Here is a 13,540-nt window from a genome sequence, read left to right as displayed (position 1 = left end):
CTACGGCAAGAAGCGCCTGCGCGAAATCGACCGCCGCATCCGCTTCCTGAACAAGCGGCTGGAATCGGCGGTGGTGGTCAATCCGCAAGACCAGAAGAACCGCGAACAGGTCTTCTTCGGCGCCACCGTCACCTATGCCCGCGAGGACGGCTCCGAAAACACCATCACCATCGTCGGCGCCGACGAGGTCGATCCCGACCGCGGCCATGTCAGCTGGATCTCGCCCATGGCCCGTGCCCTGCTGAAGGCGCGCGAAGGCGATCTGGTGGACGTGCGCACCCCGGCCGGGATGGAGCAGGTTGAGGTACTGGCCATCAGCTACGCGGACTGACGAAGGGGGCGGTAACCCGCCCCCTTCGCCAACCTCACTCCGCCGCCGGCTGGTAAATCTCCCCGCCCGACTGGCGGAACTTCTCCGACATCTCGGCCATCCCGGACTCTGCGGCGTCGCGGATTTCCTGCGTGATCTTCATCGAGCAGAATTTCGGCCCGCACATCGAACAGAAATGCGCGGTCTTGGCGCCCTCCGCCGGCAAAGTCTCGTCGTGGTAGGCCATCGCCGTGTCGGGGTCGAGCGACAGGGCGAACTGGTCGCGCCAGCGGAAGGAGAAGCGGGCACGCGACATGGCGTCGTCGCGCAGCCGGGCCGCCGGGTGCCCCTTGGCGAGGTCGGCGGCATGGGCGGCGATCTTGTAGGCGATGACGCCGGCCTTGACGTCGTCGCGGTCGGGCAGACCCAGATGCTCCTTCGGCGTGACGTAGCAGAGCATCGCCGTGCCGAACCAGCCGATCATCGCCGCGCCGATGGCGCTGGTGATGTGGTCGTAGCCCGGCGCGATGTCGGTCACCAACGGCCCGAGCGTGTAGAAGGGCGCCTCGCCGCACAGCGCCAGCTGCTTCTCGACATTGTGCTTGATCTTGTGCATCGGCACATGGCCCGGCCCCTCGATCATCACCTGCACGTCGCGCGCCCAGGCGATCTTGGTCAGCTCGCCCAGCGTCTCCAGCTCGGCGAACTGGGCGGCGTCGTTGGCGTCGGCCTGGCTGCCCGGCCGCAGCCCGTCGCCCATCGACAGCGCCACATCATAGGTCCGGCAGATTTCGACGATGTCGGCGAAATGGTCGTAGAGGAAATTCTCGCGGTGATGCGCCAGGCACCATTTGGCGATGATCGACCCGCCGCGCGAAACGATGCCGGTCACCCGCTTCGCCGTCAGCGGGATATGGGCCAGCCGCAGCCCGGCATGGATGGTGAAGTAATCGACGCCCTGCTCCGCCTGTTCGATCAGCGTGTCGCGGAAGAGCTCCCAGGTCAGATCCTCGGCCTTGCCCTTCACCTTCTCCAGCGCCTGATAGATCGGCACGGTGCCGATGGGAACCGGGGAGTTGCGCAGGATCCACTCGCGGGTCTGGTGGATGTCAGCACCGGTGGACAGGTCCATCACGGTGTCGGCCCCCCAGCGGATCGACCAGACCATCTTCTCAACCTCCTCCTCGATGGAGGAGGTCACGGCCGAGTTGCCGATGTTGGCGTTGATCTTGGTCAGGAAGTTGCGGCCGATGATCATCGGCTCCGACTCGGGATGATTGACGTTGGACGGGATGATCGCCCGCCCGCGCGCCACCTCGTCGCGGACGAATTCCGGGGTGATGAAGTCGGGGATGTCGGCACCGAAATCCTCGCCGTCGCGCGCAGCCTCCAGGGCGGCGGCACGGCCGAGATTCTCGCGGACGGCGATGTAGTCCATCTCCGCGGTGACGATGCCGGCGCGGGCATAGGCCATCTGGGTCACCGCTCCGCCGCCCTTGGCGCGCAGCACGCCGCTGTCGGTGGTCTCGACATCGCCGCGCGCGAGGATCCAGTCGCGGCGGTGCTTGGCCAGGCCGGCGCGCACATCGATGGCGACCGACTCGTCGGTGTAGGGGCCGGAGGCATCATAGACGGTCAGCGGCGGCTCGCCGCCCGACAGCGCGATCTCGCGCAGGGCGACGCGCAGATCGGGAAAGCGCGTGCCGGGAACATGGATTTTCCGCGACGACGGCAACGGGCCGGTCGAAATGCGGATGGCGTTCTCGTTGAAGTCCTTGGGCATTGGGTTTCTCCGTCGGAGTTGGGCGGACAAACCCGGGACTGCGGACGGAGGTGCGGTATCGTCGTGCGGGCCGTACCCTGGCATGGTCCCCGGCATGGCGGGGCCTGGTCGGCCTGACGGGGCGGAAATCGGCCCGTCACGAGGTCCCTCCCTTCGCCGGTATGACCCGGATCAGGTTCAAAGGGTCACCACGCTGCCGATGGCGCTTCACGCCGTTTGGCCGTTGGTATCTCAGCCCCCTGTCGGGACCCCCCTGGAATGCGCCCATCCTGCCCCCGGCAGGCGCCCCTGTCAAAAGGAAAGCGCCGCCGACGATCCGCCTGCCATATTGTGGAAACCCGTCACATCCAGCGTTTCAGCCGCACATAGATCACCGGCAGCAGCGCCGACAGCAGCATCAGCCCCAGCGCACTGGGATAGCCGAAGGGCGAGCCGTGCCCCGGCATGTCGGTGAAATTCATGCCGCCGATGCTGGTCACCAGGATCGGCGGATAGAGCAGCACCGTCAGCACCGAGACGATCTTGACGATCTCGTTCTGCTCGACGTGGATCTGGCCCAGAGCGGTGTCCAGCGCCAGAGCCACCTTGCCGGACAGGAAGCGGGCATACTGGTCGAGTCCGCGCAGGTCCTGCAGCGTCGTCTTGGCCCAGCGCCGCGTCGCCTTGCCGGCGTTCCAGCCGTCGCCGCGCGCCAGGAAGTCGGTCATGCGGGACAGGCTGGCGAGGCTGATCCGCGCCTTGCCGATCAGATGGCCGGCATGGCCGATGCGCTTCAGCGTCTGGGCGTCGTCCAGCGTCTCGCCACGCGACCGCAGCTTGCGCCCGCGGAAGAAGCGCCGGTTCAGCGCGTCCAGCTCCACCCCGGTCCGCCGCAGCACGACGGAGGTGCGGTCGATCATCCCGTCCACCAGCGCCGCCAGCACCAGCTCGCCGCGGCCGGCCGACACCTGCCCATGGGTGGCACGGCGGCGGAAGGCCAGCAGTGCCTGCGGGTCGATGTCGTGGATGGTCACCAGCCGCCGACCAACCAGAACGAAGCTGACGGTGGCGATGCGCGGCTCGTCGGTGTCGGCCCAGACCAACGCGGTGACGGTCATGGTCAGGGCGCCGCCGGCAACGCGCAGCCGGCTCGATTCCTCGATCTCCGCCATCTGCTCGCGGGTGGGCAGGCCGGTGCCGATCAACGCCTCCGCCCGCGCCAGCTCGTCGGGCGTCGGGTTGATCAGGTCGAGCCAGACAGCGGACTCCGGCAGCGGCGCCGCCTCGTCCGTGGCGTCCCTGGCCCAGCGCAGCAGGCCACCGTCATTGATGAAGACATGCAGCAAGGCCGTGCTCCTTGCGATGTGCGATCACTCCCGAGACGGGAGAGGGTCATTCACGTCACCCGGCCGCCGCGGCGCGGCTTGATGGGCGGCGGTGCCTTCTCCCCGTCGAGGTCCAGCGTCGCGCCTTCGGCCTTCAGCGCCTGTTCCAGCTTGCGGCGGAAGGCGCCGCCATCCCGCTTGGCGTCGAGGAAATGGCCGACCGCCTCCTTCGCCGCATCGCTGTCATAGGGGACCTTGCCCAAGGCCGCCAGCTTGGCACGCTCCACCAGCTTCGGGTCCATCTTCTCGCGGATGGCCTTCATCTGGCGGAGCAGCTCCTTGCGCAGATCGCTCATCGGGTCCCCTTGGACGGTGTCAGGCCTTGCCGATCAGGGTGCCGGCGCCGCCTTCGGTGAAGATCTCCAGCAGCAGCGCGTGCGGCACGCGGCCATCCAGGATGACGGCGGCATCGACGCCCTGCTCCACGGCGCCGATGCAGGTCTCGATCTTCGGGATCATTCCGCCCGAGGCGGTGCCGTCGGCGATGGCCTTGTGCGCATCCTCCAGCGACATCTTCTCGATCAGCGTCTTTTCCTTGTCGAGCACCCCGGCGACGTCGGTCAGCAGGAAGAAGCGCGCCGCCTTCACCGCCGCCGCGACCGCGCCGGCCGCCGTGTCGGCGTTGATGTTGTAGGTGTCGCCGTTGACGTCGAAACCGACCGGAGCGATCACCGGAATGATGTCCGACTGGGCGAGCGCGTGCAGGATCTGCGGGTTCACCTTGTAGGGCTCGCCGACGAAGCCGAGGTCCAGAACCCGCTCGATGTTGCTGTCGGGATCACGCTGCACGCGCTCCAGCCGGCGGGCGGTGATCAGGTTGCTGTCCTTGCCCGACAGGCCAACGGCCCGGCCGCCGGCGCTGTTGATGGCGGCGACGATCTGTTTGTTGATGGAGCCGGCCAGCACCATCTGGACCACCTCGACGGTCTCCTTGTCGGTGACGCGCAGGCCGTCGATGAAGCTGGACTTGATCTTCAGCCGCTCCAGCATCTGGCCGATCTGCGGCCCGCCACCATGGACGACCACCGGGTTGATGCCGACCTGCTTCAGCAGGACGATGTCGCGCGCGAACAGCTCCGCCAGGCCGGCGTCGCCCATGGCGTGGCCGCCGTACTTGATGACGAAGGTGCTCCCGGCATAGCGGCGCATGTAGGGCAGCGCTTCGGACAGGGTACGGGCCTTGGCGAGCCACTCGTCACGGGTGGGAGTCTGCACGGGAGGATGCCCTTTGTCGGGGTGGAATGTCGGGTTTCTTTAACGGAAAGGCCGGCCGGTTGCCTAGGGGGCAATTTAACGGTCACATCCCCCCGCACCGGCCATTCGCCGTCGCCGCGCCGCCGGCCGGACGCCACACTCCGGCCAGGCGCGTCATCGGCTGGGTCAAGGCGGTGACCGCCACCGCCATCAGCACCATCGCCGAGAAACAGGGACCGGACAGCACGCCGGCTTCCAGCAGCACGGTCAGGACGATGACCTCCATCAGCCCCTTGCACGGCATCAGCGTGCCGAGGCGGAGCGCGTCGGGCCAGGATTCCCCGGTCCAGCGCGCGGGCAGCGTGGTGCCGGCTATCTTGCCGGCGAGCGTGGCGAGACTGGCGAGCGCGAAGACTGCCCATTGCGCCGGGTCGTCCAGTGTCAGAGTCACCTTCAGCCCAGTCAGCGTGAAGAAGAAGGGCAGCAGGATCAGCGTGGCGAAATGCTCCAGCCGGTCGAGGATGGCGGCGGCGTAGCGGCGCGGCATGGCGCTGCCGGCGATGAAGGCGCCCAGGATGTAGTGCAGCCCGATCAGCTCGGTCACCGCGGCCGAGGCCAGCAGAGCGGCACAGGTCACCACCACCGCGGTGTCGCCCATCCGCCCGTCCGGCGCCACCCGTTTCAAGAGGCGGTCGAGCAGCGGGCGCACGACCAGGACCGTCGCCCCGACATAGGCGAAGCCCAGCACGCCGACCTTCGCGACTGCCCCGGCGTCGCCGCCACCATTCGTCCCGTCGGCGGCCGCCCAGGCCAGCACCGCGGTGATCAGCAGCCAGAGCAGCGCGTCGTTCACCGCGGCATAACCCAGCGCCAGCCGCCCCACCCGGTCGCTCAGCAAATCCATCTCGCGCAGGATGGCGCCCAGCACCGGCAACGCGGTGACGCCGACACAGATGCCGAAACCGGCTGCGAACAGGCCGGGGGTGGCGTGCGGTCCGGTCATGCCGGGGAAGGCGCCGGCCAGCCACCAGCCCAGGGCGCCGCCCAGCAGGGTCGGCACCAGCATGCTGGACAATGCGACAATCGCGAAGGCCCCGCCCCGGCCGCGGAACTCGGCGGGATCGAGGTGCAGGCCGGTGAGAAAGGCGAAGAACACCACGGCCATCAGCGCCAGCCCGGACAGCGGCGCGAGTGCGGCTGGGGCGAACAGCACGCCCCACAGATCCGGCAGCAGCCGGCCGAGCAGCGACGGCCCCAGCGCCACCCCGAACAGGATCTGGACGACCACCATCGGGGCGATGTGACGCCCACCGCCGAGCCGCCACAGCAGAAACGGCCCGGCGATCAACAGCAGGGCCTGCATCAGGAACAGCAGCGCGGGGGAAAGGCCACCCATCGCCGCCGCCCTTTACTCGGCTGCCAGGGCGAGCGCCGCGAGGCTGGCGCGCAGCTCGGCGATGCCGATACCCTTCTCGGAACTGGTGACATGGATGTCGGGGAAGGCGGCCGGGTGCTTCTTCAGCCCCGCCTGGGTGTCGCGGCGGATCCTGTCCAGTTCCGCCGGCTTCACCTTGTCCGCCTTGGTCAGCACGACGACATAGGGCACCGCCGTGCGGTCGAGCATCTCCATGATCTCATGGTCGTTGGGCTTCAGCCCATGGCGCGAATCGATGAGCACCAGCGCCCGGCGCAGGGTGACGCGGCCGCGCAGAAAGCGGCGGACCATGTCGTTCCATGCCTCCACCTTCTCCTTCGATTCCTTGGCGTAGCCATAGCCGGGCATGTCCACCAGCTTCAGCCGGTTGCCGAGGTTGAAGAAGTTGAGCTGCTGCGTGCGCCCCGGCGTGTTGGAGGTGCGGGCCAGCGTCTTGCGCCCGGTCAGCGCGTTGACGAGGCTCGACTTGCCGACATTCGACCGGCCGGCGAAGGCGACCTCCGGCAGGTCCGCCTCCGGCAGCTGGTTCAGCGCGTTGGCGCCCCAGACGAAGTCGCACTCCTTGGCGAACAGCAGCCGGCCGGCCTCCAGCGCGGCCTCGTCGAAGCCGGCAACGATGCTGGGAGTGTTGGGGGGCGGCGTGTCGGAGGGGGTCATGGCGGGCGCTCTCGTTGGGATGGGCTGAAAAACATACCGCCGGCAAAGTCCCGTCAAGGGCCTTTGCCGGCGGCAGGTCTCAGAAACTGGGCGGGAAAGGGGGCCGATCAGGCCTTCACGCCCATGCGCTTCATGATGGTCCACTGCTGCAGGACCGACAGGGTGTTGTTCCAGGCCCAATAGATCACCAGACCGGCCGGGAAGCCGGCGAGCATGAAGGTGAAGACGATGGGCAGGAACTGGAACACCTTCGCCTGGACCGGGTCCGGCGGAGCCGGGTTCATCTTCTGCTGGAACCACATCGTCACGCCCATGATCAGCGGCCACAGGCCGAGATGCAGCATGGTCGGCGGGCTCCACGGGATCAGGCCGAACGCCGTGAACAGGTTCGTCGGATCGGGGGAGGACAGGTCGTGGATCCAGCCGAAGAACGGCGCGTGCCGCATTTCGATGGTCACGAACAGCACCTTGTAGAGCGAGAAGAAGACCGGGATCTGGATCAGGATGGGCAGACAGCCCGACACCGGGGAGACCTTCTCGCGCTTGTACAGCGCCATCAGCTCCTGGTTCATGCGCGCCTGATCGTCGCTGAACTTCTCGCGCAGCTCCTGCATCTTGGGCTGCAGGGCCTTCATCTTGCTCATCGCCTGATAGGACTTGTTGGCGAGCGGGAAGAAGACGGCCTTGACGCAGACGGTCAGCACCAGGATGGCGATGCCGAAGTTGCCGATGACACGGCCCAGGAAATCGAGCGCGTAGAAGAACGGCTTGGTCAGGAAGTAGAACCAGCCGAAGTCGATGGCGAGATCGAAGTTCTTGATGTTCAGCTTCTCGGAGTAGCTGTCGAGCAGCTTCACCTGCTTGGCGCCGGCGAACAGGCGGCCGGTGTTCTCGGCCGAGGCGCCCGGCGCCACCGTGACCGGGGCACCCATGGTGTCGGTCTGGTAGCGGTCGGTGTTGGCGACCTGGTTGTAGAGGAAGCGCGCGGTGACCTTCTCGCTCGGGTCGGGCACCAGCGAGACCAGCCAGTACTTGTCGGTGATGCCGACCCAGCCGCCGGTGGTGTCCTTGGCGATGGAGCCGGCCTTGCGGACGTCGTCGTACTTCTCTTCGGTCAGCGAGCCGTTGAAGACGCCGAGCGGGCCTTCATGCAGGATGTAATAGCCGGACGTGTGCGGCGTGCCGCTGCGCGACACCAGGCTGTAGGGCAGCAGGGTGACCGGAGCGGCGCCGGTGTTGCGCACGGTCTGCGTCACCGTGAACATGAAGTCCGGATCGACGGCGATCTTGCGCTCGAACACCAGACCCTGGCCGTTGTCCCAGCTCAGGGTCAGCGGCTTGTCCGGGGTGAGTGCGGCGCCATCGGCGGTCCAGCGAGTGGTCGCGGTCGGGGCGGCGATGCCGGCGCCCTGCGGCACCCAGCCGAACTCGGCGTAATAGGCGGCGGGCGTGCCGGCCGGGGCCAGCAGCACGATCTCCGGGCTCTTGGGGTCCGGCGTCTCGTGATACTGGGCCAGCGTCAGGTCGTCGATGCGGCCGCCGACGAGGTTGACCGAGCCGTGCAGGGCCGGCGTGTCGATCTTCACGCGGGTGCCTGCGGCCATCTGCTCGGCGAGCAGTTCCGGGCGCTCCTTCGCGACCTCGGCCGTGCTCATGCCGGAGGGCAGCTGGGCAGGCACGCCGGGGGCGGGCACCGGCACCGACTGCTCCGTCTGGGCGGCCTGCTGGGCGGCGAGTTGCTTCTGCTGCTCCACCCGCGGCTTCTCGTAGAAATACTGGAAGCCCAGAAGGATGGCGATCGACAGGGCAATCGCGATGATGAGGTTGCGTTGGTCGGTCATGGCGTCCCGGTTGCCGTGGGGCCTTTGAAGAAGGTCGGCGTGTGCGCGGCCTTGTTACGGGTTTTCGCCGGGCTGGGCAACCGCCGCATGCCCATTTTCCCGCGAACCGCAGCGATGCGGCATCATGCGCGCCTTCGGCGCTCCGGGATCGGGCACGGGATCCCAGCCCGACCCGCCCCAGGGATGGCAACGCCCGAGCCGGCGCAGCGTCAGCCATCCCCCCCGGATGGCGCCGTGCTTTTCCAGCGATTCGATGGCGTAGCAGGAGCAGGTCGGCTGGAAACGGCACTGCCAGCCCACGAAGGGCGACAAGGTCCAGCGATAGAGATAGACGAGCGCGCGGAGCAGGTGCGCGAGCGGGCTGAGGCCGGCGATGCGAAACATGACGTCGCGGGCCTCCTACCCTTCCGCCTCGCGCCACAGGCCGAGGCGCTTCAGCCCGGCGGTCAGGTCGCCGAGCAGGTCGGTCCACGGCCGCTCGGCCGTGCCGCCGCGGGCGACCAGCACGAAATCGTGTCCGGGCGCCGCATGAACGGTCAGAATCTGCCGCGCGGCCTCACGCAAACGGCGGCGGGCACGATTGCGCACCACCGCGTTGCCGACCTTGCGGCTCGCCGTCAACCCCAGACGGATGGGCGGACCGCCGTCGGCGGGCCGCTGCCTGTCGTCGTGCCGGCGCACCTGGAGGATCAGGCCGGGAGCCACATGCTTGCGCCGTGTCCCGGCCACGGCCAGAAATTCCGGCCGCCGCATCAGGCGCCCGACCTCGTGGCCCGGCGCCGCCATCGCGGGGATCAGGCGCTCAGAACCTTGCGGCCGCGGGCGCGGCGGCGGGCGATCACCTTGCGGCCGCCGACGGTGGCCATACGGGCGCGGAAGCCATGACGACGCTTACGCACGATTTTGGACGGCTGGAACGTGCGCTTCATGGCGCCTACTCCTTAAGCTTTGCTGATGGTGACGGGAAGAAGACGCCCAGCCGGGTGGCCGGGCGCCGAATCTATGAACCTGAAACGAACCGGAAGCTGCCTTACTCGGCAGCCTTGCGGCCGTTGACCATGCCGCGGCCGGTGGTGCGCTCGGCGATGCGGGCGGCCTTGCCGCGCAGATCGCGCAGATAGTACAGCTTGGCGCGACGGACGGCGCCCTTGCGGACCAGCTCGATCGAGTCGATGCGCGGAGAGTACAGCGGGAACACGCGCTCCACGCCCTCGCCGTAGCTGATCTTGCGAACGGTGAAGGAGCTGTTCAGCCCGGCGTTCTTGCGGGCGATCACGACGCCCTCATAGGCCTGGACACGCTCGCGCGTGCCTTCGACGACCTTCACGTTCACGCGGACGGTATCGCCCGAGGAGAACTCCGGGATCGTCTTGCCACCGAGGGCCTTCTCGATCTGCTCCTGCTCGAGCTGCTGCAACAGGTTCATAGCACTACCCCTTTTCTATCGGCGCGCCTCGCGGCGGACCGTCACTCCGGTTTCGGGTCGCGCCGGCGAGCCTGCCGTCGACCCTTGTTCGTAACAGTTTCTGCCGGACGCCCCGCCTGGTAGAGCGACCACAGGTCCGGCCGTCGGGCCTCCGTGATCGTCTCCGCCTCGGCCAGCCGCCAGGCCTTGACCCTTCCGTGGTGGCCGGAGAGCAGAACCTCCGGCACCGCGCGCTCCACACCCTGCCCGTCGGTCCAGACCGCCGGCCGGGTGTAGTGGGGGTATTCGAGCAACCCCCGTTCGAAACTCTCTTCGCCCGCCGTCTCCACGTTGCCCATGACGCCGGGGAGCAAGCGCACCACGGCATCCATCAGGCTGAGCGCGGCGAGTTCCCCGCCGGACAGCACGAAATCCCCGAGGCTGACCTCTTCGAGGCCGTGCGCATCGAGGACCCGTTGGTCCACCCCTTCGTACCGGCCGCAGAGCAGCGTCACCACCGGGGTGGCGGCCAGCTCCTTGACCAGTTCCTGGTCCAGCACCCGTCCGCGAGGCGACAGATAGATCGCCCGGCCACGTCCCGGTGCCCCCACAGGTCCCGCCGTCGCGGTCAAGGCCGCGTCCAGCACATCGGGCCGCATGACCATGCCGGCCCCTCCGCCGAAGGGGGTGTCGTCGACGGAGCGGTGTTTATCGCGCGCGAACGAGCGAATGTCCACCGATTCCAGCGCCCAGACTCCATTTTCCAACGCCTTGCCGGCCAGCGAGTGGCCGAGCGGCCCCGGAAACATTTCCGGGAACAGCGTCAGAACCTTGGCCGTCCAGACCCGCGGACCCTCGGCGCCGTGATTCACGGCCCCTCCTCCCCGCGCCGGTCCCCGTCCTCTTCCCCCTCGTCCCCGTCTTCGTCGCCGGAACCCTCACGGGCTTCGATCACGGACGGAAGATCGACGACGATTCGGCCGCCCCGGACATCCACCACCGGCACGCAGGCCTTGGAGAAGGGAAGCATCTCCAGCGGCCCGCCGGCGGTCCTGACCTCCAGCACGTCGCCGGCCCCGAAGTCGTAGATCGCCTTCACCGTGCCGTAGACGGTTCCATCGGCGAGTTCCGCACGCAGACCGATCAGATCGGCATGGTAGAACTCATCCTCGTCCTCCGTCGCCGGCAGGGCGGCGCGGTCGACATAGAGCCGCACACCGGCCAGAGCCTGCGCCTGTTCGCGGCTGGTCACCCCGTCGACCTTGGCAAGGAAGTTTTCCTTGACCATGCCCTGGAGCGTCACCGTGAACCGGCGGCTACCCTTTTCGTCCGACAGCGGGCCATAGGTCATGATGTCGGCGGGTTCGGCGGTGAAGCTGCGCAGCTTCACCAGCCCCCGCACGCCGTGCGATCCCGCGAACTGGCCGACACAGATTTTGGCGGTCATCGAAGGAACACCCGACACGTCGTCACGACCTCAACCCTGACCTTAACCTCAACCCTCGGCGGCAGCCGCGGCGGCGGCGGCCTCGGCCTTCAGACGCTCCTGCGCCTTGGCCTTCGGAGCCGACTTCTTCGGGGTCTCGCGGACGGCGGGCTTCTCGACCAGGCCGGCAGTGGCCAGGAAGTGAACGACGCGGTCCGTCGGCTGGGCGCCGACCGACAGCCAATGCTTGGCACGCTCGGCGTTCAGGATGATGCGCTGCTCATGCTCGCGCGGCAGCATCGGGTTGTAGGTGCCGATCTTCTCGATGAAGCGGCCGTCACGCGGGCTGCGGGCGTCCGCGATGACGATCGAGTAGAACGGACGCTTCTTCGCACCACCGCGAGCCAGACGAATCTTCAGAGCCATTGGTCGAAACTTTCTCTTCTCAAGTCAAACAGGTATCAGGTGATTTCGAGAGGCGGTCGGGTCAGCCGAAAGGCCCCTTGCCGCCGAAGCCGCCGAGTCCCTTCGGCAGCAGGTTTCCGAGGCCGCCGCGCAGCATCCCCTTCTTCCCAAGCTTCTGCACCTGCTTCATCATTCCGCGCATGGTCTCGAACTGCTTCAGCAGCTTGTTGACCTCCTGCACCGAGGTGCCGGAACCGGCGGCGATGCGCTTGCGGCGCGATGCCTTGATGATGTCGGGGTTCTTGCGCTCCGCCTTGGTCATCGAGGAGATGATCGCCTCCTGGCGCTTGATCATCCCGTCGTCGACGTTGGCGTCCTTCAGCTGGTCCTTGATCTTGCCGATGCCCGGCAGCATTCCCATCAGGCCGGACATGCCGCCCATCTTGCGGAGCTGCTTCAGCTGCATCGCCATGTCGTCGAGGTCGAAGCCCTGGCCCTTCTCCATCTTGCGGGCGAGCTTTTCGGCCTCGTCCTTGTCGATGGTCTCGACGGCCTTCTCCACCAGCGACACCACGTCGCCCATGCCGAGGATACGGCCGGCGATGCGGTCGGGGTGGAAGGGCTCCAGCGCGTCGATCTTCTCGCCGACGCCCAGCAGCTTGATCGGCTTGCCGGTGATCTGGCGCATCGACAGGGCCGCACCGCCGCGCGCGTCGCCGTCGATGCGGGTCAGCACGATGCCGGTGATGCCGACCTTGTCGTTGAAATTGGTGGCGACGGTGACGGCGTCCTGGCCGGTCATCGCGTCGGCGACCAGCAGGGTTTCCACCGGCCTGGTCGCGTCGCGGACCGCCGCGACCTCCGCCATCAGCTCCTCGTCGATGGCGAGGCGGCCGGCGGTGTCGAGCATGACGACATCATAGCCTTCGAGACGGCCGGTCTCGATGGCGCGCTTGGCGATGGCGACCGGATCCTGGCCCGGCACGATCGGCAGGGTGGCGACGCCGGTCTGCTCGCCGAGAACCTTCAACTGCTCCTGGGCGGCCGGACGGCGGACGTCCAGCGAGGCCATCAGGACCTTCTTGCGGTCCTTGGTCTTCAGGCGGAGCGCGATCTTGGCGGTGCTGGTGGTCTTGCCCGAGCCCTGCAGGCCGACCATCAGGATCGGCACCGGCGCGGCGGCGTTCAGGTTGATCTCCGACCCTTCGCCCAGCATCTCCACGAGGTTGTCGTGGACGATCTTGATGACCTGCTGGCCGGGAGTGACCGACTTCAGCACCTCCTGCCCGACGGCGCGTTCCTTCACCTGGGTGACGAACTGCTTGACGACGGGCAGGGCGACGTCAGCCTCCAGCAACGCCACGCGAACCTCGCGCAGTGCGGCAGAGACGTCCTCCTCGCTCAGCGCGCCACGGCGGCGCAGCTTGTCGAAGATGTCGCCCAGGCGTCCGGTCAGGCCTTCGAACATGCGATACTCGTTCCCCAGTTCCGGGTCCAGCGTCAGGGCCGCCACCCGCACAAGCACGAAAGCGCCAGTGCGCGAATTTCGCGGACTGGCGGAGATACCCGGCATGGGGCCGAGGCACCCGGTCTATCGGCTTTGCGGAAGACAGGTCGGCGGACCATAGAGAAGCCGGCAGGGGGAGTCAACCATTAGAACGGCGATTAGAACGGCCGCCCCTGCACCGTCCGGCGTTGGAACGCCCGTGCGCCTCGCCGA

16 protein-coding genes and 1 riboswitch are annotated in these 13,540 nt (G+C 67.7%); of the genes, 1 reads left to right on the top strand and 15 read right to left on the bottom strand.

All coding sequences use genetic code 11. The features are described from left to right. On the top strand, positions 1-331 hold a 331-nt coding region (locus tag I71_RS34595), incomplete at its 5' end, for a GreA/GreB family elongation factor (protein ID WP_042704834.1). Positions 332-365: 34 nt separating this feature from the next. On the opposite strand, the gene thiC is transcribed toward I71_RS34595, so the two are convergent. The 15 genes from thiC to ffh all read right to left on the bottom strand — a co-directional run bounded on the left by thiC (position 366) and on the right by ffh (position 13,288). Next, entirely contained in the window at positions 366-2,093 is a 1,728-nt protein-coding gene (gene thiC / locus I71_RS34590) for a phosphomethylpyrimidine synthase ThiC (RefSeq protein ID WP_042704833.1), read from the bottom strand. A 131-nt stretch (positions 2,094-2,224) separates the two neighbouring features. Next, a riboswitch (TPP riboswitch) is annotated at positions 2,225-2,358 on the bottom strand. Positions 2,359-2,434: 76 nt separating this feature from the next. Next, positions 2,435-3,418 carry a CorA family divalent cation transporter gene (locus I71_RS34585; RefSeq protein WP_042704832.1) on the bottom strand — a complete coding sequence of 328 codons (984 nt, stop codon included), beginning with the start codon at positions 3,416-3,418 and terminating at the stop codon, positions 2,435-2,437. 50 nt (positions 3,419-3,468) lie between these two features. Then, a complete protein-coding gene (locus I71_RS34580) occupies positions 3,469-3,753 on the bottom strand; it encodes a hypothetical protein (RefSeq protein ID WP_042704831.1) in 285 nt (94 codons plus the stop codon). 19 nt (positions 3,754-3,772) lie between these two features. Continuing rightward, entirely contained in the window at positions 3,773-4,672 is a 900-nt protein-coding gene (gene argB, locus I71_RS34575; protein ID WP_042704830.1) for an acetylglutamate kinase, read from the bottom strand. Positions 4,673-4,754: 82 nt separating this feature from the next. Next, positions 4,755-6,047 carry a cation:proton antiporter gene (locus I71_RS34570; RefSeq protein WP_042704829.1) on the bottom strand — a complete coding sequence of 431 codons (1,293 nt, stop codon included), beginning with the start codon at positions 6,045-6,047 and terminating at the stop codon, positions 4,755-4,757. Between the two features lie 12 nt (positions 6,048-6,059). After that, on the bottom strand, positions 6,060-6,743 hold the full coding sequence (gene yihA / locus I71_RS34565) for a ribosome biogenesis GTP-binding protein YihA/YsxC (protein WP_042704828.1): 684 nt from the start codon (positions 6,741-6,743) through the stop codon (positions 6,060-6,062). Between the two features lie 107 nt (positions 6,744-6,850). After that, positions 6,851-8,584 carry a membrane protein insertase YidC gene (gene yidC / locus I71_RS34560; protein ID WP_042704827.1) on the bottom strand — a complete coding sequence of 578 codons (1,734 nt, stop codon included), beginning with the start codon at positions 8,582-8,584 and terminating at the stop codon, positions 6,851-6,853. Positions 8,585-8,638: 54 nt separating this feature from the next. Next, positions 8,639-8,968 (bottom strand): membrane protein insertion efficiency factor YidD, encoded by a 330-nt coding sequence (gene yidD / locus I71_RS34555; RefSeq protein ID WP_042704826.1) that lies wholly within the window; start codon positions 8,966-8,968, stop codon positions 8,639-8,641. A 15-nt stretch (positions 8,969-8,983) separates the two neighbouring features. Next, a complete protein-coding gene (gene rnpA / locus I71_RS34550) occupies positions 8,984-9,370 on the bottom strand; it encodes a ribonuclease P protein component (protein WP_042704825.1) in 387 nt (128 codons plus the stop codon). An 8-nt stretch (positions 9,371-9,378) separates the two neighbouring features. Continuing rightward, entirely contained in the window at positions 9,379-9,513 is a 135-nt protein-coding gene (gene rpmH, locus I71_RS34545) for a 50S ribosomal protein L34 (protein WP_012973146.1), read from the bottom strand. 101 nt (positions 9,514-9,614) lie between these two features. Next, positions 9,615-10,010, bottom strand: a complete 396-nt coding sequence (gene rplS, locus I71_RS34540) for a 50S ribosomal protein L19 (RefSeq protein ID WP_042704824.1) — start codon at positions 10,008-10,010, stop codon at positions 9,615-9,617. A 41-nt stretch (positions 10,011-10,051) separates the two neighbouring features. Further along, on the bottom strand, positions 10,052-10,798 hold the full coding sequence (gene trmD / locus I71_RS34535) for a tRNA (guanosine(37)-N1)-methyltransferase TrmD (protein WP_244434238.1): 747 nt from the start codon (positions 10,796-10,798) through the stop codon (positions 10,052-10,054). Between the two features lie 59 nt (positions 10,799-10,857). After that, positions 10,858-11,436: a ribosome maturation factor RimM gene (rimM, locus tag I71_RS34530; RefSeq protein WP_042704822.1), complete on the bottom strand. Its 579-nt coding sequence runs from the start codon at positions 11,434-11,436 to the stop codon at positions 10,858-10,860. 48 nt (positions 11,437-11,484) lie between these two features. Then, a complete protein-coding gene (gene rpsP, locus I71_RS34525; RefSeq protein WP_042704821.1) occupies positions 11,485-11,841 on the bottom strand; it encodes a 30S ribosomal protein S16 in 357 nt (118 codons plus the stop codon). A 61-nt stretch (positions 11,842-11,902) separates the two neighbouring features. Further along, entirely contained in the window at positions 11,903-13,288 is a 1,386-nt protein-coding gene (gene ffh, locus I71_RS34520; protein ID WP_042704835.1) for a signal recognition particle protein, read from the bottom strand. Positions 13,289-13,540 lie beyond the last annotated feature (252 nt).

It is taken from the genome of Azospirillum sp. B506, assembly GCF_000333595.1.
Classification (GTDB): domain Bacteria; phylum Pseudomonadota; class Alphaproteobacteria; order Azospirillales; family Azospirillaceae; genus Azospirillum.
This window is presented reverse-complemented; position numbering and strand designations above follow the sequence as displayed.

What these genes read in the sequence shown, in the direction of transcription:
- ffh (WP_042704835.1), bottom strand. Translation starts at nt 13,288, where the DNA reads ATGTTCGAAGGCCTGACCGGACGCCTGGGCGACATCTTCGACAAGCTG.
- trmD (WP_244434238.1), bottom strand. Translation starts at nt 10,798, where the DNA reads ATGTTTCCGGGGCCGCTCGGCCACTCGCTGGCCGGCAAGGCGTTGGAA.
- rimM (WP_042704822.1), bottom strand. Translation starts at nt 11,436, where the DNA reads ATGACCGCCAAAATCTGTGTCGGCCAGTTCGCGGGATCGCACGGCGTG.
- rplS (WP_042704824.1), bottom strand. Translation starts at nt 10,010, where the DNA reads ATGAACCTGTTGCAGCAGCTCGAGCAGGAGCAGATCGAGAAGGCCCTC.
- I71_RS34580 (WP_042704831.1), bottom strand. Translation starts at nt 3,753, where the DNA reads ATGAGCGATCTGCGCAAGGAGCTGCTCCGCCAGATGAAGGCCATCCGC.
- I71_RS34570 (WP_042704829.1), bottom strand. Translation starts at nt 6,047, where the DNA reads ATGGGTGGCCTTTCCCCCGCGCTGCTGTTCCTGATGCAGGCCCTGCTG.
- yidD (WP_042704826.1), bottom strand. Translation starts at nt 8,968, where the DNA reads ATGTTTCGCATCGCCGGCCTCAGCCCGCTCGCGCACCTGCTCCGCGCG.
- rpmH (WP_012973146.1), bottom strand. Translation starts at nt 9,513, where the DNA reads ATGAAGCGCACGTTCCAGCCGTCCAAAATCGTGCGTAAGCGTCGTCAT.
- rnpA (WP_042704825.1), bottom strand. Translation starts at nt 9,370, where the DNA reads ATGGCGGCGCCGGGCCACGAGGTCGGGCGCCTGATGCGGCGGCCGGAA.
- yihA (WP_042704828.1), bottom strand. Translation starts at nt 6,743, where the DNA reads ATGACCCCCTCCGACACGCCGCCCCCCAACACTCCCAGCATCGTTGCC.
- thiC (WP_042704833.1), bottom strand. Translation starts at nt 2,093, where the DNA reads ATGCCCAAGGACTTCAACGAGAACGCCATCCGCATTTCGACCGGCCCG.
- yidC (WP_042704827.1), bottom strand. Translation starts at nt 8,584, where the DNA reads ATGACCGACCAACGCAACCTCATCATCGCGATTGCCCTGTCGATCGCC.
- rpsP (WP_042704821.1), bottom strand. Translation starts at nt 11,841, where the DNA reads ATGGCTCTGAAGATTCGTCTGGCTCGCGGTGGTGCGAAGAAGCGTCCG.